19 protein-coding genes are annotated in these 18,203 nt (G+C 44.4%); 7 read left to right on the top strand and 12 right to left on the bottom strand.

Annotated elements, in window-relative coordinates; translation table 11 throughout:
- Nucleotides 1-121: 121 nt before the first annotated feature.
- The 4 genes from ACWYU8_RS08235 to nagB form a co-directional block, all read right to left on the bottom strand.
- Nucleotides 122-952, bottom strand: a complete 831-nt coding sequence (locus tag ACWYU8_RS08235; protein WP_457518784.1) for a hypothetical protein — start codon at nucleotides 950-952, stop codon at nucleotides 122-124.
- Nucleotides 952-1,809 carry an ABC transporter ATP-binding protein gene (locus ACWYU8_RS08230; RefSeq protein WP_457518782.1) on the bottom strand — a complete coding sequence of 286 codons (858 nt, stop codon included), beginning with the start codon at nucleotides 1,807-1,809 and terminating at the stop codon, nucleotides 952-954. Before ACWYU8_RS08230 ends, ACWYU8_RS08235 begins: the two co-directional genes overlap by 1 nt.
- Nucleotides 1,806-2,177, bottom strand: coding sequence for a GntR family transcriptional regulator (locus ACWYU8_RS08225; protein WP_457518780.1), 372 nt, complete (start codon nucleotides 2,175-2,177; stop codon nucleotides 1,806-1,808). The genes ACWYU8_RS08230 and ACWYU8_RS08225 overlap by 4 nt, the downstream gene beginning before the upstream one ends.
- A gap of 184 nt (nucleotides 2,178-2,361) precedes the next feature.
- The gene (gene nagB / locus ACWYU8_RS08220; protein WP_457518778.1) at nucleotides 2,362-3,162 is read right to left on the bottom strand and encodes a glucosamine-6-phosphate deaminase; all 801 of its coding nucleotides are present in this window, start codon (nucleotides 3,160-3,162) and stop codon (nucleotides 2,362-2,364) included.
- 381 nt (nucleotides 3,163-3,543) lie between these two features.
- On the opposite strand from nagB, the gene ACWYU8_RS08215 reads away from it, so the two are divergent.
- Nucleotides 3,544-3,795, top strand: coding sequence for a DUF3081 domain-containing protein (locus ACWYU8_RS08215; RefSeq protein ID WP_457518776.1), 252 nt, complete (start codon nucleotides 3,544-3,546; stop codon nucleotides 3,793-3,795).
- A 139-nt stretch (nucleotides 3,796-3,934) separates the two neighbouring features.
- On the opposite strand, the gene ACWYU8_RS08210 is transcribed toward ACWYU8_RS08215, so the two are convergent.
- Nucleotides 3,935-4,288 (bottom strand): DUF413 domain-containing protein, encoded by a 354-nt coding sequence (locus tag ACWYU8_RS08210; RefSeq protein WP_457518774.1) that lies wholly within the window; start codon nucleotides 4,286-4,288, stop codon nucleotides 3,935-3,937.
- Between the two features lie 148 nt (nucleotides 4,289-4,436).
- On the opposite strand from ACWYU8_RS08210, the gene ACWYU8_RS08205 reads away from it, so the two are divergent.
- A complete protein-coding gene (locus tag ACWYU8_RS08205; RefSeq protein WP_457518772.1) occupies nucleotides 4,437-5,330 on the top strand; it encodes a LysR family transcriptional regulator in 894 nt (297 codons plus the stop codon).
- An 80-nt stretch (nucleotides 5,331-5,410) separates the two neighbouring features.
- Here the strand turns inward: ACWYU8_RS08205 and ACWYU8_RS08200 are convergent, their stop codons facing one another.
- From ACWYU8_RS08200 to ACWYU8_RS08190, 3 genes are all read right to left on the bottom strand, one after another.
- Nucleotides 5,411-6,106: a pirin family protein gene (locus ACWYU8_RS08200; RefSeq protein WP_457518770.1), complete on the bottom strand. Its 696-nt coding sequence runs from the start codon at nucleotides 6,104-6,106 to the stop codon at nucleotides 5,411-5,413.
- A gap of 23 nt (nucleotides 6,107-6,129) precedes the next feature.
- Complete coding sequence (locus tag ACWYU8_RS08195; protein WP_457518768.1) at nucleotides 6,130-6,573, bottom strand: DoxX family protein; 444 nt, start codon at nucleotides 6,571-6,573, stop codon at nucleotides 6,130-6,132.
- 366 nt (nucleotides 6,574-6,939) lie between these two features.
- Nucleotides 6,940-7,143: a hypothetical protein gene (locus ACWYU8_RS08190; RefSeq protein WP_444496140.1), complete on the bottom strand. Its 204-nt coding sequence runs from the start codon at nucleotides 7,141-7,143 to the stop codon at nucleotides 6,940-6,942.
- 193 nt (nucleotides 7,144-7,336) lie between these two features.
- Here ACWYU8_RS08190 and ACWYU8_RS08185 point away from each other — a divergent pair, with 193 nt between their 5' ends.
- Complete coding sequence (locus ACWYU8_RS08185) at nucleotides 7,337-8,704, top strand: AlkA N-terminal domain-containing protein (protein WP_457518766.1); 1,368 nt, start codon at nucleotides 7,337-7,339, stop codon at nucleotides 8,702-8,704.
- A complete protein-coding gene (locus ACWYU8_RS08180) occupies nucleotides 8,701-9,183 on the top strand; it encodes a methylated-DNA--[protein]-cysteine S-methyltransferase (RefSeq protein WP_457518764.1) in 483 nt (160 codons plus the stop codon). The genes ACWYU8_RS08185 and ACWYU8_RS08180 overlap by 4 nt, the downstream gene beginning before the upstream one ends.
- 116 nt (nucleotides 9,184-9,299) lie before the next feature.
- Here ACWYU8_RS08180 and ACWYU8_RS08175 read toward each other — a convergent pair whose 3' ends face one another.
- Entirely contained in the window at nucleotides 9,300-9,908 is a 609-nt protein-coding gene (locus ACWYU8_RS08175; protein WP_457518762.1) for a YitT family protein, read from the bottom strand.
- Between the two features lie 344 nt (nucleotides 9,909-10,252).
- On the opposite strand from ACWYU8_RS08175, the gene ACWYU8_RS08170 reads away from it, so the two are divergent.
- A complete protein-coding gene (locus ACWYU8_RS08170; RefSeq protein WP_457518760.1) occupies nucleotides 10,253-10,648 on the top strand; it encodes a GFA family protein in 396 nt (131 codons plus the stop codon).
- Nucleotides 10,649-10,650: 2 nt separating this feature from the next.
- Here the strand turns inward: ACWYU8_RS08170 and nhaD are convergent, their stop codons facing one another.
- Nucleotides 10,651-12,081 (bottom strand): sodium:proton antiporter NhaD, encoded by a 1,431-nt coding sequence (nhaD, locus tag ACWYU8_RS08165; protein ID WP_457518758.1) that lies wholly within the window; start codon nucleotides 12,079-12,081, stop codon nucleotides 10,651-10,653.
- 414 nt (nucleotides 12,082-12,495) lie between these two features.
- The gene (locus ACWYU8_RS08160; protein ID WP_457518756.1) at nucleotides 12,496-13,521 is read right to left on the bottom strand and encodes an acyltransferase; all 1,026 of its coding nucleotides are present in this window, start codon (nucleotides 13,519-13,521) and stop codon (nucleotides 12,496-12,498) included.
- A 355-nt stretch (nucleotides 13,522-13,876) separates the two neighbouring features.
- On the opposite strand from ACWYU8_RS08160, the gene ACWYU8_RS08155 reads away from it, so the two are divergent.
- Nucleotides 13,877-14,467: a TetR/AcrR family transcriptional regulator gene (locus ACWYU8_RS08155; RefSeq protein ID WP_457518754.1), complete on the top strand. Its 591-nt coding sequence runs from the start codon at nucleotides 13,877-13,879 to the stop codon at nucleotides 14,465-14,467.
- Between the two features lie 126 nt (nucleotides 14,468-14,593).
- Nucleotides 14,594-15,451: an alpha/beta hydrolase gene (locus ACWYU8_RS08150; protein WP_457518752.1), complete on the top strand. Its 858-nt coding sequence runs from the start codon at nucleotides 14,594-14,596 to the stop codon at nucleotides 15,449-15,451.
- A gap of 90 nt (nucleotides 15,452-15,541) precedes the next feature.
- Here the strand turns inward: ACWYU8_RS08150 and ACWYU8_RS08145 are convergent, their stop codons facing one another.
- On the bottom strand, nucleotides 15,542-18,085 hold the full coding sequence (locus ACWYU8_RS08145; protein ID WP_457518750.1) for a glycosyl hydrolase family 18 protein: 2,544 nt from the start codon (nucleotides 18,083-18,085) through the stop codon (nucleotides 15,542-15,544).
- Nucleotides 18,086-18,203 lie beyond the last annotated feature (118 nt).

Raw genomic sequence — 18,203 nt, 5'->3', positions numbered from 1 at the left:
ATTTTAACAAGCTAGAATGACCAGTTATTTACTACGATTGGTATGATGAATGGCTAAAAAACAAAAATGGTCACATCGCACGTTGTGACCATTTTTTTTAATCTGATGCGGCTTTAAACGGTTACTGAATCGTACGGCTGAACTGCAGGTTGGTTATCCATGCCAAGACGCCGATAACGGTATAGATGATAATATTCGACCAGCCAGCATCCTGTATTGCTTCGATTGGATCCGGTGCAACGATTGCGTGGAACGGTAAGTAGAATATGTCAGAGAAAAACTGATCCACTCCGTAAAAACCAAACATCACGATCGGCATCCAGCGCAGTGCATAAACCGTAAGAAAGAGGATCACTAAAGGGGAGGTGACCTTTTGCGAAATGGCCATAATGGTCAGAGCCAGCGGTAGCAATAAGATCGCTGCTAATCCCATTCGCAACAGGAACTCGCCCCAGTGGAATAGGACATATCCCAAAGACGTATGAAGATACAAAAAGCCCAGTTGACGATCAGTTGAGATGTTCAGTTGCCATAGCATTATATCGGCGATCACGACTAATACAGAGCACACTAACGGGATCACTAACAAACCAAAAGCCAGTTTCACTACGTGGTTTTTAATGTCACTGACGGGCATACTACGCCAAAACATAATGCTGCCTTCTGAACGCTCTTTACGCAGTGTTCTTGGAAAATATTGAGTGCCTAACAGAATCGACAGAAGACCTGCACCACCAGCAATTAATGTACTTAACTCATCTCCGATCTCTTTATGGATGTTGCTTGCATCTTTACCCAGGTTCATTTGGAAAAAGAAATGTTGTGACAGGTTCGAATTGGCTAAGATGCTGATAAACAATACTGCTACGCATACCAGCATAAAAAATGGTATGCGTGTTACCAGTGGGTTTTCCAACCACTCTCTTTGTAACATCGTAAATACAGAACGCATTACGCAGCCCCCTTTTGTAGCGCGAGAAATAGGTCAGCAAGCGTCACGCCGTGAATGTCACCCATCCCTTCGACTTGGGACAAATAGCGTGAAGAGAGCAACCATTTGGTGGTGCCAAGCCCTTTTTGTGCTGAAAGAGGGTGCATGGCCTCAATTTTCAAACGCTGGTCATCACTCGCATCAAGTATGAAGTAGTTTTCATGGATCGAATCGATGGATGTCTGCAGTACCGAATGACCATGCTTAAGAATAAGTACATCCGTCAGTAAGTGCTCTATCTCAGCGACTTCATGGCTGGCGATGATGAGAATACGTTCACCATCATGGAACCACTCCAACAGATGACGATAGAAAGTTTCTCGGTAGACTAAATCCAGCCCCAGTGTAGGTTCGTCCAAAATCAATATTTGAGTATTGGTCGCGATCACTATCGCCAAATGCAATTGGACTTTCATTCCTTTTGATAGGGCTTTGATACGCGAGCGTGATTGAATATCCGTTTGGCGAAGGATGGCATCGGCTCTTTGACGGTTAAAGCTTGAGTGAACGCCTTCCGTATAGCTTAGTAGCTGTTCTACCGTCATCCAGTCTGGCAATACGTTGACATCCGAAATGTATGATAAGTTCTGCATGATCTTATGACGCTGCATTATCGGTTCGTAGCCGTTGATACGAATCGTTCCGTGATATTTGTGTGCACCAAGCATCGCGTTAAGAAGTGTAGATTTACCCGCACCATTATGGCCGAGCAGACCGAGAACCTGACCTGGTTGTAAGTCAAAGCTGATATCGTGTAGTGTTTCTCCTTGTTTACCGTATTGCTTGGAGACATGTTTTACACTGACTACTGCGTTCATTGGTCACCTTTGATATGTAATGTGAGAAGCTGGATAAGTTCTTCGAGCGGAATATCCAGTTGTTTTAACGTTTCGGCGATCTGAGGGATTTGTTCTTCGCGAAAACGTGCTTTTTCAGTTGCTAATAGTTTTTGTTTTGCTCCTGGTGCGACAAACATCCCCTGACCGAGTCTCTTTTCAACGAAGCCTTGATCTACCAAAATCTGGTAGCCCTTCATGACGGTGATGTGATTGATTTTCATGTCCGCAGCCACACTGCGCACAGAGGGGAGTGCATCGCCCTCATTCCAAATCCCTTGTAGTATTTGTTGGGTGATCAGCGCAGCTAACTGACGGAAAATCGGCTGGTGATCATGCCATTCAATCATGATAAAGCCCTTGAGGCTGGATTGGTGTTATATATAGGTATAACAGCTCACTGTTCGAATCGAAAGGTCTGAATATGAGAAAATACTAATCACAGTAAGCAAGTGCAGCGGCGAGAAACGAAAAAACCCGTGATGATTCACGGGTTTTGTTTGTGGTGCGTCTAGCTAAGCTTGTATTCGGATATTAGAAGCCTTTGATATTTTCCGCTTCTAACTCAGAGAAATACTTCACCGTCTTCACTTTTAGCTCTTGTTGAGAAGGTTCGTCACACACGATTACCGCTTTAGGGTGCAACTGAAGTGCAGAGACGGTCCATAAGTGATTGACGCAGCCTTCTACTGCAGCTTCAAGAGCAAGGGCTTTGTTATGACCTGTTACCAGAATCATGATTTCTTCAGCATCCAGAAGTGTCCCAACACCGATAGTTAGTGCGTATTTAGGAACTTGGTTGATGTCGCCATCAAAGAAGCGAGAGTTCGCGATACGGGTGTCTTCTGTCAGAGTCTTAATACGAGTACGAGAAGACAGAGAAGACGCTGGCTCGTTGAAGGCGATGTGACCATCGTTACCTACACCGCCCATGAACAGGTTGATCTTACCGTAAGACTTAATCTTATCTTCGTAGCGTTTGCATTCCGCGTCGTGATCGTCCGTATTACCGTTCAGCAAGTTAATGTTTTCTTCTAGAATATCAATGTGATTGAAGAAGTTGTTGTACATGAACGAACGGTATGACTCTGGGTGATTCGCTGGGATACCGATGTATTCATCCATGTTGAAAGTCACAACATGCTTGAAGCTCACTTTTTCAGCTTTATATAGTTCAATCAAGGCGTTGTAAGTTGCTAGAGGAGTGCCACCAGTAGGTAGACCCAGAACGAATGGACGATCAGCGGTAGGCTTAAAATCGTTGATGCGCTTAGCGATGTGAGCTGCTGCCCACTTACCTACTTGTGCTGCTTGAGTTAACGGGATAAGTCTCATTTTTTGCCCCTAGTAATTGGAATTTAAGATGTTCTGAAACATTAATTCGCATTATAAAATAAGTTGTCAGGTTCTGCTATTGTTTTAGGTCAAAAATTTGCTTTTTCTTTAGTCAATGTTGCTTTAATCGACGTTTTTAGTGCATTTCAAGCCGTGATAATCTTTTATAAAGCGCTATTGGTCTTAATAGATTAGACGCCCTATAAGTAAAATTCATGTCTGAAATTAAGTTTTAAGCACTTCCAATGAGCTTTTGTCGCTCGTCTTTAGCTTGATAATTAGGAAGACCTGACGATATTTTGATTTCAGATAATCTTGGATATGGCGGGCTGCATATTCCTTATCCATAATTAAGGCGTGTGTAGTGGAGAGGAATTCGCTATGAGAAATGAATTGGATCCAAGCAAAGTGTTATCGGCATATGAAAATGTGATGAACAACGGCACGCCAACCGAGTTTGGTAAAATGTATGAAGGGGTAGAAGCGTTCTCTGACTATGATGGGTACAACGTATTTTTACGAGGCAATGGTGTCGAGTTAAAGGTTGGTTTTCATAACACCTATCATCTGGAATACGAACAAGAGCACTTGAAAGAAAGTTTTTTGAAAAAGATTGCAATGCTGGCCAAATAAATCAGCATATCGTGAGGTATTAAAAAAGCCCTCGGGAGAACGCACCCCTTGGGCTTTAGGAGAAGAAATCTTTCTAAACGTCTATTCGACATCGTCAAATAGACCTCTGTCCGAGATTTGACGCTTAGACAGTTGTCAATTAATCGTCTTCAACCAAACTTTCTTCCGCGAAGTCTTCCGATGCTTCAGGCTTGTTGCGTCCGTTTAGCGTATGGAAGCGTTTGCGACCACGAGCAAGCTGGGTGTACTTTAGCCAAGTACGCTCGATTTTTGATTTTGCTTTACCTGGGTTTTCTAACACCTTAACGAAGTGTTTCTCTTCGCTGTTTTCTGGTGTTAACTCACCTGACTCAAGGCCAAGCATTGTATCCCCATAAATTGTTAGGATTTCCTCTTCTGCAAGAGTAAAATCACCAGACTTTGCAAATCCGCGTGGGAATTTTACGTTGTCGTAAAATCGTTTTTTGCCATGACGGAATTCAGTGTCAGACATGTCAACAGCCTCTGTAACCGTTATTGATTAATGTAGTGAACTAAGGCGAAAATTAGGCGTAAAGCTAACAAAAGAAAAACAAATTTTTTTTATCGTCATGATTTTAATTAGTTGTTAATCTGGTTTGAAATCAACCAGGAGATGGTTTATGGATGTAAAGGTCTTTCGAACATTTTTAGAGCTGGCAAGGGTTCGTCACTTCGGACGTGCAGCAGAGAATTTATATATCACCCAAGCCGCAGTAAGTGCTCGCATCAAGCAACTGGAAAGTTATTTCGATACTCAATTGTTTATTCGTGATCGAAATAACATTAAGTTGACTTCGGCTGGTGAGCGTTTAATCAGTTACGCTGAGGTGATGGTGACCACATTACAACAAGCGAAGCTGGAATTATCGCTTGACGACGGGAAAGGACTGCAGCTTACGCTCGGTGGTACCCCTAATATTTGGGATGCTTATCTACAGAATTGTTTAAGCGTTGTCACAGATTCTTTTGGCGGCTACGGTTTTATGGCCGAAGTCATGGGACGCGAAATGCTCAGCCGCAGTTTGCTGGAACGAACATTGGATATGGCATTTGCTTTCGACCAAATTAAAGCCGATGAACTGAACTGTAAAAAAGTTGCGGATGTTGTGCTTGTTCTGGTATCGACCAATCCTGATTCGCTAGATACGGTATTTGATAACAAATACGTTTATGTGGACTGGGGAACCCGTTTTGCGTCTGAGCATACTGAGCGCCACCCGAAAATCTCAGCACCATACTTACGCACGTCTACTGCCCGTATTGCTCTGGATTTCATCTTAGAAAAAGGTGGGGCTGCCTACTTGCCTGTCTCTTTGGTAGAGCCATTTATTGCGAGTGGAAAGCTCTACAAGGTGTCTGGCGTAGAGGATTGGTACCGACCTATTTATTTGAGTTATCGCAAAGCCAGCTCGTCTGTAGATGCCATTAAACAGGTTGAAGAGATTGTAAAAGGCGTCGATCCTCTCACAGCTTACAGCCTGCAGCAAATTGGGGCTGGAATATCTGAAGAGTAACGCTGGCCCAACTAATGAAAAAGGCCCTGACAATTTGAGTTGTCAGGGCCTTTTCGTATTTGTGGCAAAGTAAAAAATTATTACGGTAAATCGAATATCAAGGCCACCGCCAGATCATTCGTGTTATTGCAAAAAGTCACCGTACTTTGCTGTTCTATTTTTGCTCCATCTCCAGCCACGAGTAAGGCGCGGTCGGTAAACAGTTCGCCTTTTACCTGGTGGACATAAACGTTTCTGCCAGGGCTCATATCGAAAACCTGTTCGCTATTAGGCTCCAATATAAGCTGATATAAACGCATATCCTGCTTGATTTGCAGCGTGCCATTCTCTCCGGTTGACGTTGCGATTGCTGTTAACCCGGGATTACAGCCAAAATCTTTTTGCTGATAGCCAGGTTTATTACCAAAGGTGTTTGGCTGAATCCAAATCTGCAAAAAGCGCAGTGAATCGGTAGATGAAGCGTTATACTCGCTGTGGTAAATGCCTTTACCTGCCGACATGAGCTGAAACTCTCCAGCTGGCAATGTTTTTACGTTGCCCTCACTGTCTTTATGAGCAATCACGCCGTCTAGTACATAGCTGATGATCTCCATATCACGGTGACCGTGAGTATCAAAGCCAGCGCCAGGTGAAACGATGTCATCGTTGATCACACGCAGCTCAGAGAAACCCATGTGATTGGGATCGTAATAACTGCCAAAAGAAAAGGTGTGTTTGCTGTCTAGCCACCCAAAGTTAGCTTGGCCTCTGTCCTGAGCCTGTCTTACAGTGATCATCAGCGTATCCTCAGCTTCTTAGGTTAAGAAAGCTTTTTGTTCAATAAGTTATCTAGAGCAATTTTGCCAGAACCAGATAGAATCAGTGAGGCACTTGCTGCTAACAACGCCAATCCGAATTCATAGCCGTTATTTGCCAAGAACAAGCCGTTCTCAAAGTGAACTGAGAAAATAGCCATAATCATAGTGAAAGAAAGTACTGTCGCTGCTGGTCGAGTCAGTAAACCAAGCAGAATAAATAAACCGCCGAAGAACTCTCCGCTACCCGCTAGAAATGCCATCAATACGCCAGGTTCAAGTCCAATTGATGCCATCCATTGACCGGTACCTTCCAAGCCATAACCGCCAAACCATCCAAATAGCTTTTGTGAACCATGAGCCATAAAAATAATACCGATAGGAATACGTAGAGCTAATGTGCTGTAACCTGCTTTGGATGTGATGATTTTTTGTAGTAGTGCTTTCATGATTCTGTCCCATATGATGTTTAATTGAGTCGGGGAGGAGTTCATCCCCGTGCTGTTGATAACAGTTTAATCTCAGTAAACGAGGTAAGAAATTAGTAATCATTGATGTTCTAGTTCAAAAAATTCGAACTATGTTCTTTTGGCAATAAAAATCAAAGTGTTGGTGGTTAGATGTTGTAAAAAAGTGAGAATAAAAATGAGTTTTTGGCTTGCCTAGGTCACTTTTTTCGAACCTGTCAGTGATGAACTGAGGCTGGTGAAGTGAAGAACGGTGGTCGTGATTTCAACAAAAAAATAGAGCACAGGGGGCGGTGCTCTATTGATTTCACAAAGAATCAGGGAGGAAGGTTTGTTCGGAAACAAGAATTAAAGATTCATCAAACTTTCCAGCGACTCCTCTACATTATTGTAGTGATAGGTTCGGATATTTACTCCGTCTGTCGTGTTGATTTGAATTTCTGAAATCTCGTTATTTGAATCCCGCTCAATTAATCCTATTGAGTGATCAACAGATTTACTTGTAATAACTTTTTGGTTTCTAAGCACAATTACGCAAGTATGTAAGTCCATGCCAATTCCCTTCTAGCCGACGTTGTTGTGATGTTCTGAAATTAACTTTAGTGTAGAAAAATACTATCGCCAACAAATCTCAATATTGAGTTCCGAAAATGGCTAATCTTCTTTTAAGCCGCTTTCTATAATGAAGATATAGCGAACTGAGCATACTACTGCTCAGTAAGACTGCGCAAGCAAGGACTGCATCATGTTTTTACATCCCTATACTTCATTGACGTTCGAGCAGTGCCAGAAGGCGCGTATGTCTCGTGACAGCCGTTTCGATGGTCGGTTCTATATTGCAGTGAGAACAACGGGCATTTTCTGCCGACCCATCTGTCCAGCTACTTTGCCGAAAGAAGAAAACGTCGAGTACTTTACTGATAAAACTCAGGCGATAAAGGCAGGTTATCGACCTTGTTTACGATGCAGGCCAGATAGCGCACCAGGCTCCTGGGCATGGAAAGGTGTGGAAACCACATTTCAACGTGCAATCACAATGATTGATAAAGGGGAACTGCATCATCATTCGGTTTGTGAGCTTGCCGAGCGCATCGGGATATCAGATCGATATTTGAGAATGTTGTTCGAACAGTATTTGGGCATGTCTCCAAAACAATACGCTCAATATCAGCAGTTGATGTTTGCGAAGCAACTGTTGCATTCAAGTTCTATGTCAGTCACAGAAGTAGGCTTTGCGGCAGGCTTTAACAGTACACGTCGTTTTAATGATGCTTTTCAAAAGATCCTCAAACTGACGCCATCTCAAGTTAGACGGAAAGAATTTGATAAGTCTGAATCCAATCACATTTCTCTGCCTTTTCGGGGAGATCTAAACTGGCGACATATGCTGGATTTTTATCGCTTGAGAGCGATAGAGGGTTTAGAATTCGTGACGGAAAAAAGTTACGCTCGTTCAGTGAGCATCCTCGGCAGTCGTGCATGGTTCAAAGCGACTAAAGGTGAAAATAACTTAGAACTTGAATTTGAAATCGAAGATGTCTCTAAACTCCAGAATCTTGTCACTGTTGTTCGCCGTATGTTCGATCTTGATGCTGACATCTGCACGGTGGAACGTCACTTAAACTATGTTGCTCCTGGTATTGTTCGTCAGAAAGGCATTCGTATTCCGGGTGTATGGAGTACATGGGAAGCGGGTGTTCGGGCAATTTTAGGTCAGCAAGTTTCGGTGAAAGCGGCGATTGGACAGCTTAATTTGTTAGTCGATAAACTCACTGGAGAAGGAAAGACTCGTTACTTTCCAGAACCAAGGGACATAGCAAATGCAGATGTGAGCTTTTTGCGAATGCCTCAAAGTCGAAAAGATACGCTGGTTACGTTTGCTCAATATGTGGTGCAAAATCCGGCGGCAGAACCGCATCAATGGCTCGAGATAAAAGGCATTGGCCCTTGGACGGTGAGCTATGCTCATCTTCGCGGTGAGTCGCAACCCGACTGCTTTCTACATAACGATTTAGTGGTAAAAAAAGCTGTGCAACGCTACTCATCACTCAATAGTCATACGGCCTCACCATGGGGAAGTTATGCGACTTTTCATTTATGGAATCAATCATGAACACGTTCTACACAGAAATAACAAGTCCACTAGGCATGGTGACCATTCAAGCAAACTCTCATGGACTTTTGGGGATCTGGTTCGAAACCTGTACAACGAAACCGGATGATCTTGGCGTTCGCGACGATCATCATCCAATTTTGACCCAGACGGAGAGACAGCTTGGAGAGTATTTCTCTGGGCTAAGAAATGAATTTGAGCTGCCGTTAGCGGCGACGGGAACGGATTTTCAACATCAGGTTTGGCATGCGCTAACCACCATTCCGTATGGGGAAACATGGAGCTATCAGGATATTGCCGATGCGATAGGTAACCCTAAGGCGGTTCGAGCCGTCGGTATGGCGAATGGAAAAAATCCCATTTCTATCGTGGTGCCCTGCCATCGCGTGATCGGCAAAAGCGGTAAATTGACAGGTTATGCTGGTGGCATAGAGCGCAAGCAACGTTTATTGGCTTTAGAGCAGGGCAAACCACTTTAGTGAACTAACTTCCTAATTAGTCAATGATATTCAAGGGGATTTAATGAGTTATAAAAAATCCCCGGCACATTGTCCCGGGGCTTGATGTCATTGAGTTACTGATTCGAAAAACGGCTTTACGCTTCCTGAGGTTTAGCTTGGTAGCGACCAGGCTTATGGTTCATTGCCAGAATCAGGTTTATGGTAACCGCCCCCAGTATTGAAAGGGTAATAAGGTAGATATCAACAACAAATAACGACATTGCTACGATAGAACAATCCAATGCCATTTGTACTTTACCAGCGCGGATTCCAAAACGTTCCTGTAAAAACAGCGCCAGTATATTGAATCCGCCTAAGCTCATTTTGTGGCGGAAAATGACCAGCATTCCCATACCAATCAACCCACCGCCCAACAGGGACGCATACATCGGATCAATTCTGGAAATCTCAATCACATGGTGCAGATGGTCTACCGCGAAAGAGACGATGGTGACTGCAATAAAAGTATTAATGGAAAAGCGCCAACCCATGCGAGTGATAGACAGGATATAAAACGGAAGGTTGAGAACAAAAAATATTTGACCAAAACTATAATCGCTCACCTTGGTGAGGAAAATAGCCAAACCAGCCGTACCACCAGTCAGAAGCCCAACTTTGCTGAAAACGATCACCCCCAGAGACACCAACGCACTACCTAGCGTCAGAGCCAAGAGGTTCTCTCTAAAGCTATGATCTTTATCCATAAAATTTTTTCCTTGGTTTAAACCCTCCCAGACAATAGGTTATCTGGACTAGGGGAAACGGTCACCAAAATGGTGGTCCAAAAATTGTTTAATATAACCTGACGGCATTTTGGGCAGGATTCAGAGCGTTGCCATTGACTATTGGTCAAGGAAAACTGCGCCTTTGATTTGCGAGGGATTTCCAAGTCATTCACGTTGAACCCTGCGTGCCGGGGTTATTTGCGCATAAAATGTCTTTAAAAGTGACCAATGTCGAGTTTTCAACAAAGATTAAACTTGTGTTAATGTGTTTAACATAATGTACACGTTGTAAAGTTGAGCTGACCTCATCAAAAGGAAACGTGATGATTAAACGAGTTGGAAATACTGAAATCAAATCAGTGCACACATTGTCCTGCCATTGTGGAGGAGTGGTGATAGAACTTACATTGCCAAACGGTATTGAAAAACCAAGGCGATGTGACTGCTCGATGTGCCGTCGTCGCGGTGCGATTGCAGCGTCAGTGACCCTTAGCGGTGTCCGAATTGTTAAAGGAGAAGAAAAACTCAAGCTTTATCAATTTAATACTCATACCGCTAAGCACTATTTCTGCAGTGAATGTGGTATCTATACCCATCATCAACGTCGTTCAAACCCGAATGAATACGGGTATAACGTAGGGTGCCTGGAAGGTGTGAACCCTTATGAACTGGTTGAGATTGAAGTGATGGATGGTGTCAATCATCCATCAGACAGGTAACCCTAGTTAAACATGCCGCCATTCATCCACAAGTGTGCCGCGATGCTGGTGGCATAACCGAGAGCAATCACTGGCATCCACTTTAAGTGGCCGAAGAAGGTGTATTGGCCCCGTGCTGCGCCCATCAGTGCGACGCCTGCCGCTGAGCCAATCGAGAGTAAACTACCACCAACACCGGCAGTAAGTGTGACTAAAAGCCAGTTACCGACAGACATGCTCGGTTCCATCGTTAAGACGGCAAACATTACCGGAATGTTATCCACGATCGCAGAAAGCAGCCCGACCATTACGTTGGCCCAAATCGGGTTCCACTCTGTGTACATCACGTTAGAAGCTAGCTCCAAATAACCGAGTAAGCTCAGGCCTCCGACACACATCACAACGCCGTAGAAGAAAAGTAAGGTATCCCATTCCGCTCGGGATATACGACTAAACACATCAAATGGAACCACCGAACCAATACGCCTCAACGCTTGTTCATCTCCATTAGCAATCGCTATTGCCGTCTTTTTCGCTAAAGACTGCTTGAGTGTCTGGCGTAAGAAGTAGCCAAAAAACTGTAAGTAGGCTAAACCCATCATCATCCCCACTACGGGCGGGAAGTGGAGTACCGCATGGAAGGCGACGGCAGTAGCGATCGTCAGAATGAATAGCAATACAATACGTTTTGCTCCGCGTTTGAGCTCCACCTCTTCGTGCAACGTATTGGGTTTGGTACTTGGTACAAAGCGTGACATAAAGAACGCTGGAACCAAATAGTTAATCAAAGATGGAACAAATAGTGGTATAAATTCTGAGAATCGGACATGTCCTGCCTGCCAAACCATTAGCGTCGTGATATCACCAAAAGGGCTGAATGCTCCACCAGCGTTGGCCGCTATAACGATATTGATACAGGCAAGATTAACGAATTTTGGATTATCACCAGAGACTTTCATCACGACAGCGCACATCAATAGTGCGGTAGTTAAGTTGTCTGCTATAGGAGAAATGATGAATGCGAGAAAGCCAGTCAGCCAGAATAACTTTTTGAAACTGAAACCTTTTCCCACCATCCACGCTTGCAGAGCATCAAAGAGTCTGCGTTCTTCCATCGCGTTGATATAGGTCATCGCTACTAACAGAAACAGCAATAACTCTGCATACTCTAGCAGGTTGTGTTCTAAAGCAGTTTTCGCAACATCAGCCTGATTTTGTTGAGCAAAAGTGTATCCAATCAGAATCCAAATTAAACCTGCAGCGAGTAATACAGGCTTTGATTTTCTCATTTTCAAATACTCTTCCAGCATAACCAGAGCGTAAGCGATAGAAAACAGAATGAGAGCGCTATAACCGACAGTAGAATTGACGAGATTGAGATCACTGGCTGTGGCAGCAAAGCTGTAGCTTGGAAATAACAAGCCGCAAAGAACCACGATTAGGTAGCTTGGCATAGACATTTCTCCCTTGTCCTGTTGGAGAAATAGTAGCCACAAATTAATAGGTTAGTTGTGAGAAAGCTCGAATTAACGGTAGATGCTGGCGTACAATCTGTGCCACTATTTTTTTAGTGACACAAGACCCGCCACGCCACATATAATTGCAGCGGCATACAAACCGTAAGTTAACCAATGGCTTATTTCTAAAAAAGGAGTAAGTCCTTGAGATGCCCACATACAGCCTCCGTTAATGAGCAATGCGTAATGTCAGGCCAATCTAAATTAAATGAACGATGTTTTTTGTGAGTCATGGCAAATTCCAGGGGATTAGAGTGCCAAATTTTGTTCAGTGGGAGTTCTCTCCCACTTTTGATTCGCTTGCTCTCACCTGAAAGTGTTAGAGCAAGCTATGATTGGATCTCAACTGATTTATCGGAGTAATAGTTTCCTTAGTGGAGATGCTTCAATCCCTTTCACTAACAGCAAGGTAGCAAGGAGCGTAGCTGGATAGATAAAGATATCTTTGACTAAATCCTGCAGCTCAAAATAACCAGCCACATTCATAACCATGATCATGACAAGCAGATGCGCGACATAGATGCCTAAGATGCTTGATGAGCATTTGAGCAGCCAAGGTATATTGCCGAAATTTGGATGAACCAATAGCCACATGAAAATCGCTAGTGACCAGATTACGGTACCAAACAAGAAATCATGACTGTTAAACGCAACGTTGTGCTGCACCAACCAATACGCCTCGCCAAAATGCAGTCCCATACCGAGTATCATCAGTAACATGGTGTTATTACGAGAGCAACGCCATGCTTTCTCCCTGATTAGATAGCCCAGCAACACCAATAATGTGCTGAAGAAAGGGCCATTGCGAGTGAAAAAGGGAGAAGGGAGGTCAGTTAAATTGGCATAGCTTCCGGCTAAAACGCCATACGTGTAAAGTAATAATGCGATGGGTAGTAGTAGTTGAGACATTCTGAACCTTACTAAAAAAGCGATCAGTGCCACGGCCATAACGAGTGCAGGAAGGAACCATAAATGTACTAGTCCTCCCTCTAGCAGAGAGTTTACAGGGGATAACATCAGGTAATCCCAATAGCCTTGCCGCTCGGCTAAGTAACCTGCTTCTGAGACCGTTTGCCATTGAAATGGTACCACTAAGCAAATCACACTCCATATGATCCAGATCCTCAATAAGGGTTTGGCATAATTTGTAAGCGTTTTGGTTGGACGAGTGCTCAGTTTTGGTTGAATCAAATAACCTGATATTAGGAAAAATAGAGGAACGGCAAATCGCGCCAGTTGATTGATTATATAACCTACCCAAGGTACGCCATCCCATTGCCAATAAGTGAGAGCCATTTGGCAGTGAAGACCCACGATCGCAAGCATAGCGATAACTCGGGCAAATTCTAAACTGGCTATTCTATTGTCTGTCGCCATAAGTTGCTTACCTAAAAAATTTAACGGCTATCCCTATCTGTATCCAAAGGACTTCACGCTATGAATTCAACGGGTTGTCTTTACTGCAAGCCAAGAACTTCTTTCAAGTCAACCCTCTCGAACGTATCTGGGTATGTGAAAGTAGCAGTTGGCGATGGACTTTATGCGTAATGAAATCAAGTCCTGGTTGGATGGTAATAAGTAATTTCTTAAATTAGGAGCCAGTTCAAACTTCTCATTGTGCTATTCATTACTCAGTTCAATTCAACTCGCCAGATACTTGCTTTTGTCGATAATTGGTTAGACCAGAACACTAAATCTTGCATAAAAGAACGATCGTGCTAAAAATATTGCTATGAAAAAAGGAAAAGTAACCAAAGAGTTTATTCTGCAGAGAGCGTTTGAGATTGCCAGTGAAGATGGGTTAGATAGCCTTACCATTGGTGAGCTGGCGAAGCAGTGTGGGATGTCAAAAAGTGGTCTGTTTGCCCATTTTAACTCCAAGCTGAACTTGCAGTTGTCGGTACTGGAGTTCGCGAATCAGGTATTTACTGCGCGGGTGATCTCTCCGGCGCGCGAGTTGGGAGATGATAACATTGAACGTAAAATTCGCGGGTTATTAGATTCCTGGATGACTTGGAATCACTCTTTTCAGGGAAGCTGCATGTTTCTTGACGCGTGGAACGATACCGCAGCGGATGATTGCCCGCTGCAAGCTGGATTGAGAAAGTCGATTAACACCTGGCTGAACTATTTAGAAATACAAATTGCAAAAGGTAAAGAAAACCAGGAGTTTTCAAACGAGTTAGACACGAATCAAGCGACGTTTGATTTATATGGACAATACCTAAGCGCACACGTGTTTTACTCGATAAAAGGTGAGTCCGAGAGCCAGCGATTGTTCTGGCAAGGTATCGATAACTTGTTTGCTCGGTGGAAGAGTTAGTTATTCTTATTTGAGTAGCTGAGAACATTAAAATATTAATAAAGAGCGACGATGTTCGCTCTTTATTATCAGCATAAAAAGCACGACCGTTCTATTTTTTGAATGCTGATAAAAAAGGAAAAGATCATGAGCGATAAAATTTACTTTAATACCTCGCAGCGTTTTAGCGTTAAACGTAGTCTGGTTAATATCAGTACCCGTCTGCACCACACACTGGCGCCATCACATGCAAAAAAAACGGCAAGACAACTGCTTCTTACCCCAGTGCGAACTAAGCCTAAAAACGCCGAGCCAACAGGTCTAGTAAAAAGGGAAATACACGGCTTTGCTGGAGTCATTAAAACTTATTCGTTAGGCACGGGGCCTATCTGGCTTCTGACCCACGGTTGGTCAGGTACGGCGAGCCAGTTTTTTCCTTTAATGGAGCACATTGCAGCAAAAGGTTTTACAGCGCTGGCTTATGATCATCCCGCACACGGCGAAAGCGAAGGGCAGTATGGGCACATTCCCGGGTTTATTCGTGGTCTGGAAGATGTGTTGGACTCAGTTGACGAGATTGCTGGCGTGATAGGACACAGCATGGGAACAGCTTCAGCGCTTGAATGCCGACACAGCAAACTGGAGAACAAGCCGCTGTTGCTTATCGCTCCTGTACTTAACTATGTCGAAAATTTGTTTGGCAGTATTGCTCGCTCGGGCTATTCAATGAAACTGTTCAAGGCGGTGGTATCAGAGGTGGAAGCTCAGTTTGGCTACCCGTTGCAGTCCATTGATCCATTAAAACGTCTTTCTGAGCGGGAGTCGGTGACGATTATTGTTCATGATGAACAAGACAAGTTCACAAAATACAGTATTTCAGCGCAAGCGGCTGACGAGTTCGATCATGTTGAGTTGGTTACAACTCAGGGACAAGGTCACGGCCGAGTAATGAAATGTGAGCAAGTGTTCCAAAGCTTTGATCGCTTAATAAAGCTAAACCAGTAGCATATCTTCCATCGCGAATGAAAAAGGACAACCGAAGTTGTCCTTTTTTAAACTCAGCGGATGTGCCGTGTGAGTTGAGAGGTCAGGTAATCAGTTACAGTTCGCTGTACCTACTTCTTTCCAAACACCCCATTCACCAGATTTTGTTGGATCATCGCCTTGTGTCCACCATTTGGCTTCCCAAGTGCTACCTGCATGAGTTACTTGGTTACCACCAGTGTAGACCGTACGGGCATCCCAAGCATTTTCGCAAGTTCCTGGAATATCTGTCGTGTGCTGAGCAACTAAGACAGTCGCACTTGCTGTGGAAGTTGCTTCGCCATCACTGACGCTTACAGAGAAGCTTAAGCTTGTATCTTGAGAGTACTCAGTTGCAGTAAAGGTCACTTTCGCGCCGTTAACCGTCGCATTGAGACCTTGAGGTAGGCTCCAGTTGAAGGTGAGAGTATCGTTGTCTGCATCACTGGAAGCAGATGCATCGATAACAACCACGTCCCCCGCGTTTGCGGTAGCAGGTGCCGTAATCTGCGCTACTGGTGCAGTATTCTCCGGTTCGACAATACCAGCTGGTTTTACTGTGACCACAACAAGATCAGACGCCGCCGCTCCTTCGTTATCCGTTACCGTGAGTTTGAACGTCAACTGTTCTTCTTTGGCTACTTCAGCAACGTCGAAGCTTGCATTCACGCTGTTTGCTCCAGTCAGAGTCACCGCTGTACCAGATACTTGCTCCCAAGCGTAGTTTGCGATAGTTCCGTCAGAGTCCTTGGATTGACTACCATTCAGCACTACAGTTGCCGGGCCCGTTACCGATTGATCGGCTCCTGCTGCTGCAGTTGGTGCACGGTTTGGCTGCTCCACAACGGTACCAGCCATACCTTCATGCATTGCATTGAGAATATCACCATTATCTGCGTCAATTTCCCAAGAGAACAGACCTGCAAGACCAAGTGTCTTAGCATAGTTACCTTTTGCCAGCACAGAGCGGTGGTCGTCAAAAGTGATCAGCTCACCCGTTGAACGGTTCCACACCCACGGTGCCTCTGCCTGAGCATCGTAGCCGTATTCAAAGCCGTTGATGCCAGTACCATTCGCACCTAGCATAAATGATTTGATGCCTTTGTAATCAATAACGCCCGCTTCCCAAACGCCTTGCGCTGTACTGCCTTTTAGTTTGCCCGTCGCAGTACCCGTCATAGGGTCATTTGGGTCTGTAAGGGTGGCTGGTGTCACACCTTCCCAACCTCGTCCGTACATGGCAGTTCCAAGCACGAGCTTATTCGCAGGCACACCTTGTGCGAGAAGAAGTTGGATACCGTTGTCTGCCGTGTATGCTGGGCCTTTGAATTGTTCACCGTTCTCGTCTACGCCGCTACCGTCACATTGGCCAGGGCGCATGAACGAACCACAGTAAAGTGCGGTTTGGTGACCAGGTACGTTGTTCCAGCCGCCGTAGAAGTCATAAGTCATAGCGAAAATGTAGTCCATGTACTGAACAGCATCTGCGTAATTAACATCTTCGATCTTGTCGTAACCTACACCGATGGCTGAAGTCAGTTCGTAAGTACGGCCGGTTTCAGCTTCTAACTCATCCAGCATTGCACGCAGTTCGCGCATTAGAGCAACGTAAGCAGGACCATCGTTCACCGGGTCGCCTCTATCTGCAGCAGCACCGCCACCACCAGGGAATTCCCAATCTATATCGACACCATCATAGAATTTCCATGTTTTCAGGAAGTTCTTAACGGACGCAACGAAAGTATCGCGATTTGCTTTGTCGACGAAATCGAAGAATGGATCAGATAGGGTCCAGCCACCGATCGAAGGGATGATTTTTAGATCTGGATTACGCTGTTTCAATGCCATCAGCATGGCGTAGTTACCCTTGATAGGCGTGCTGTATTGATGACCTGCCTGAGGGAAACTCTTTTGGTATGCCGCCCAAGGGTCATGAATAACCACTTCGTAATCAGGTACGCCATTACAGGCTGTTTGCAGCGCATTGAAGCTGTTACCACCGACAGATTTTACTGATTCATTTGGACCACAAATGGGGATAAAGCCGTAAAGGATGTGGGTCAGGTTGTCAGCTGGAATGTTATCGACCGTGTAGTTACGACCATAAATACCCCATTCAACAAAGTAACTACCCATGACCACGCTTGGATCGGTGCTGTAAGATTTGTTGTTTGGATCAACATTCATCGTGAGTGGTTTTAAGTGAGAGCCATCGGTATCAGCAATGGTAATTTCTGCTGGAGCACTTTTCGAACAGCCCGTTTCGTCACACGCTTCAATTTCCATTTGGTACAAACCGCCCTGAGCGTAATCGAATTGGGCAGTAGTTTCACTACCAGTTATCGCTCCTGAAGCGGCTTTGATACCGTCAAAATAGATGTTGTAAGTGTTACCCGTCGAACCATTCCATTGGTTGAACTTGACGGTGATTTTCGCCTGGTCATGGTATTTAACCATGTTGTGGTAACCGGAAGAGGGTTCCATGGCCAGCTCAATTTTAGAAAACTGCAGGTTATTGGAACCATGCATATCAATACGCGGTGCAGTCGGAGCCGCGATAGTCGCTCCTGATAGTGCTAAAGCAACTCCGGCTGCACATAGGTTAAATCGAATCATAACTTCTCTCTCAATCCTTGGATTCATTTTCTATTACAAACAAAACCTGCTCCTGCATCCAGGATCGGGACCACGTGCAAAAGCATCCCATTCAGCATTTCAGAGAGTTTTTTTTCGT

The sequence above is a fragment of the Vibrio limimangrovi genome, from assembly GCF_054064025.1.
The sequence above is the reverse complement of the archived record's forward strand: the minus strand, read 5'-3'. Positions and strand labels throughout refer to the sequence as shown.

Coding starts and splice junctions, on each gene's coding strand:
- ACWYU8_RS08185 (WP_457518766.1), top strand. CDS start 7,337: ATGTTTTTACATCCCTATACTTCATTGACGTTCGAGCAGTGCCAGAAG.
- ACWYU8_RS08160 (WP_457518756.1), bottom strand. CDS start 13,521: ATGGCGACAGACAATAGAATAGCCAGTTTAGAATTTGCCCGAGTTATC.
- ACWYU8_RS08210 (WP_457518774.1), bottom strand. CDS start 4,288: ATGTCTGACACTGAATTCCGTCATGGCAAAAAACGATTTTACGACAAC.
- nagB (WP_457518778.1), bottom strand. CDS start 3,162: ATGAGACTTATCCCGTTAACTCAAGCAGCACAAGTAGGTAAGTGGGCA.
- ACWYU8_RS08205 (WP_457518772.1), top strand. CDS start 4,437: ATGGATGTAAAGGTCTTTCGAACATTTTTAGAGCTGGCAAGGGTTCGT.
- ACWYU8_RS08180 (WP_457518764.1), top strand. CDS start 8,701: ATGAACACGTTCTACACAGAAATAACAAGTCCACTAGGCATGGTGACC.
- nhaD (WP_457518758.1), bottom strand. CDS start 12,081: ATGCCAAGCTACCTAATCGTGGTTCTTTGCGGCTTGTTATTTCCAAGC.
- ACWYU8_RS08155 (WP_457518754.1), top strand. CDS start 13,877: ATGAAAAAAGGAAAAGTAACCAAAGAGTTTATTCTGCAGAGAGCGTTT.
- ACWYU8_RS08195 (WP_457518768.1), bottom strand. CDS start 6,573: ATGAAAGCACTACTACAAAAAATCATCACATCCAAAGCAGGTTACAGC.
- ACWYU8_RS08235 (WP_457518784.1), bottom strand. CDS start 952: ATGCGTTCTGTATTTACGATGTTACAAAGAGAGTGGTTGGAAAACCCA.
- ACWYU8_RS08145 (WP_457518750.1), bottom strand. CDS start 18,085: ATGATTCGATTTAACCTATGTGCAGCCGGAGTTGCTTTAGCACTATCA.
- ACWYU8_RS08215 (WP_457518776.1), top strand. CDS start 3,544: ATGAGAAATGAATTGGATCCAAGCAAAGTGTTATCGGCATATGAAAAT.
- ACWYU8_RS08225 (WP_457518780.1), bottom strand. CDS start 2,177: ATGATTGAATGGCATGATCACCAGCCGATTTTCCGTCAGTTAGCTGCG.
- ACWYU8_RS08170 (WP_457518760.1), top strand. CDS start 10,253: ATGATTAAACGAGTTGGAAATACTGAAATCAAATCAGTGCACACATTG.
- ACWYU8_RS08175 (WP_457518762.1), bottom strand. CDS start 9,908: ATGGATAAAGATCATAGCTTTAGAGAGAACCTCTTGGCTCTGACGCTA.
- ACWYU8_RS08150 (WP_457518752.1), top strand. CDS start 14,594: ATGAGCGATAAAATTTACTTTAATACCTCGCAGCGTTTTAGCGTTAAA.
- ACWYU8_RS08200 (WP_457518770.1), bottom strand. CDS start 6,106: ATGATCACTGTAAGACAGGCTCAGGACAGAGGCCAAGCTAACTTTGGG.
- ACWYU8_RS08190 (WP_444496140.1), bottom strand. CDS start 7,143: ATGGACTTACATACTTGCGTAATTGTGCTTAGAAACCAAAAAGTTATT.
- ACWYU8_RS08230 (WP_457518782.1), bottom strand. CDS start 1,809: ATGAACGCAGTAGTCAGTGTAAAACATGTCTCCAAGCAATACGGTAAA.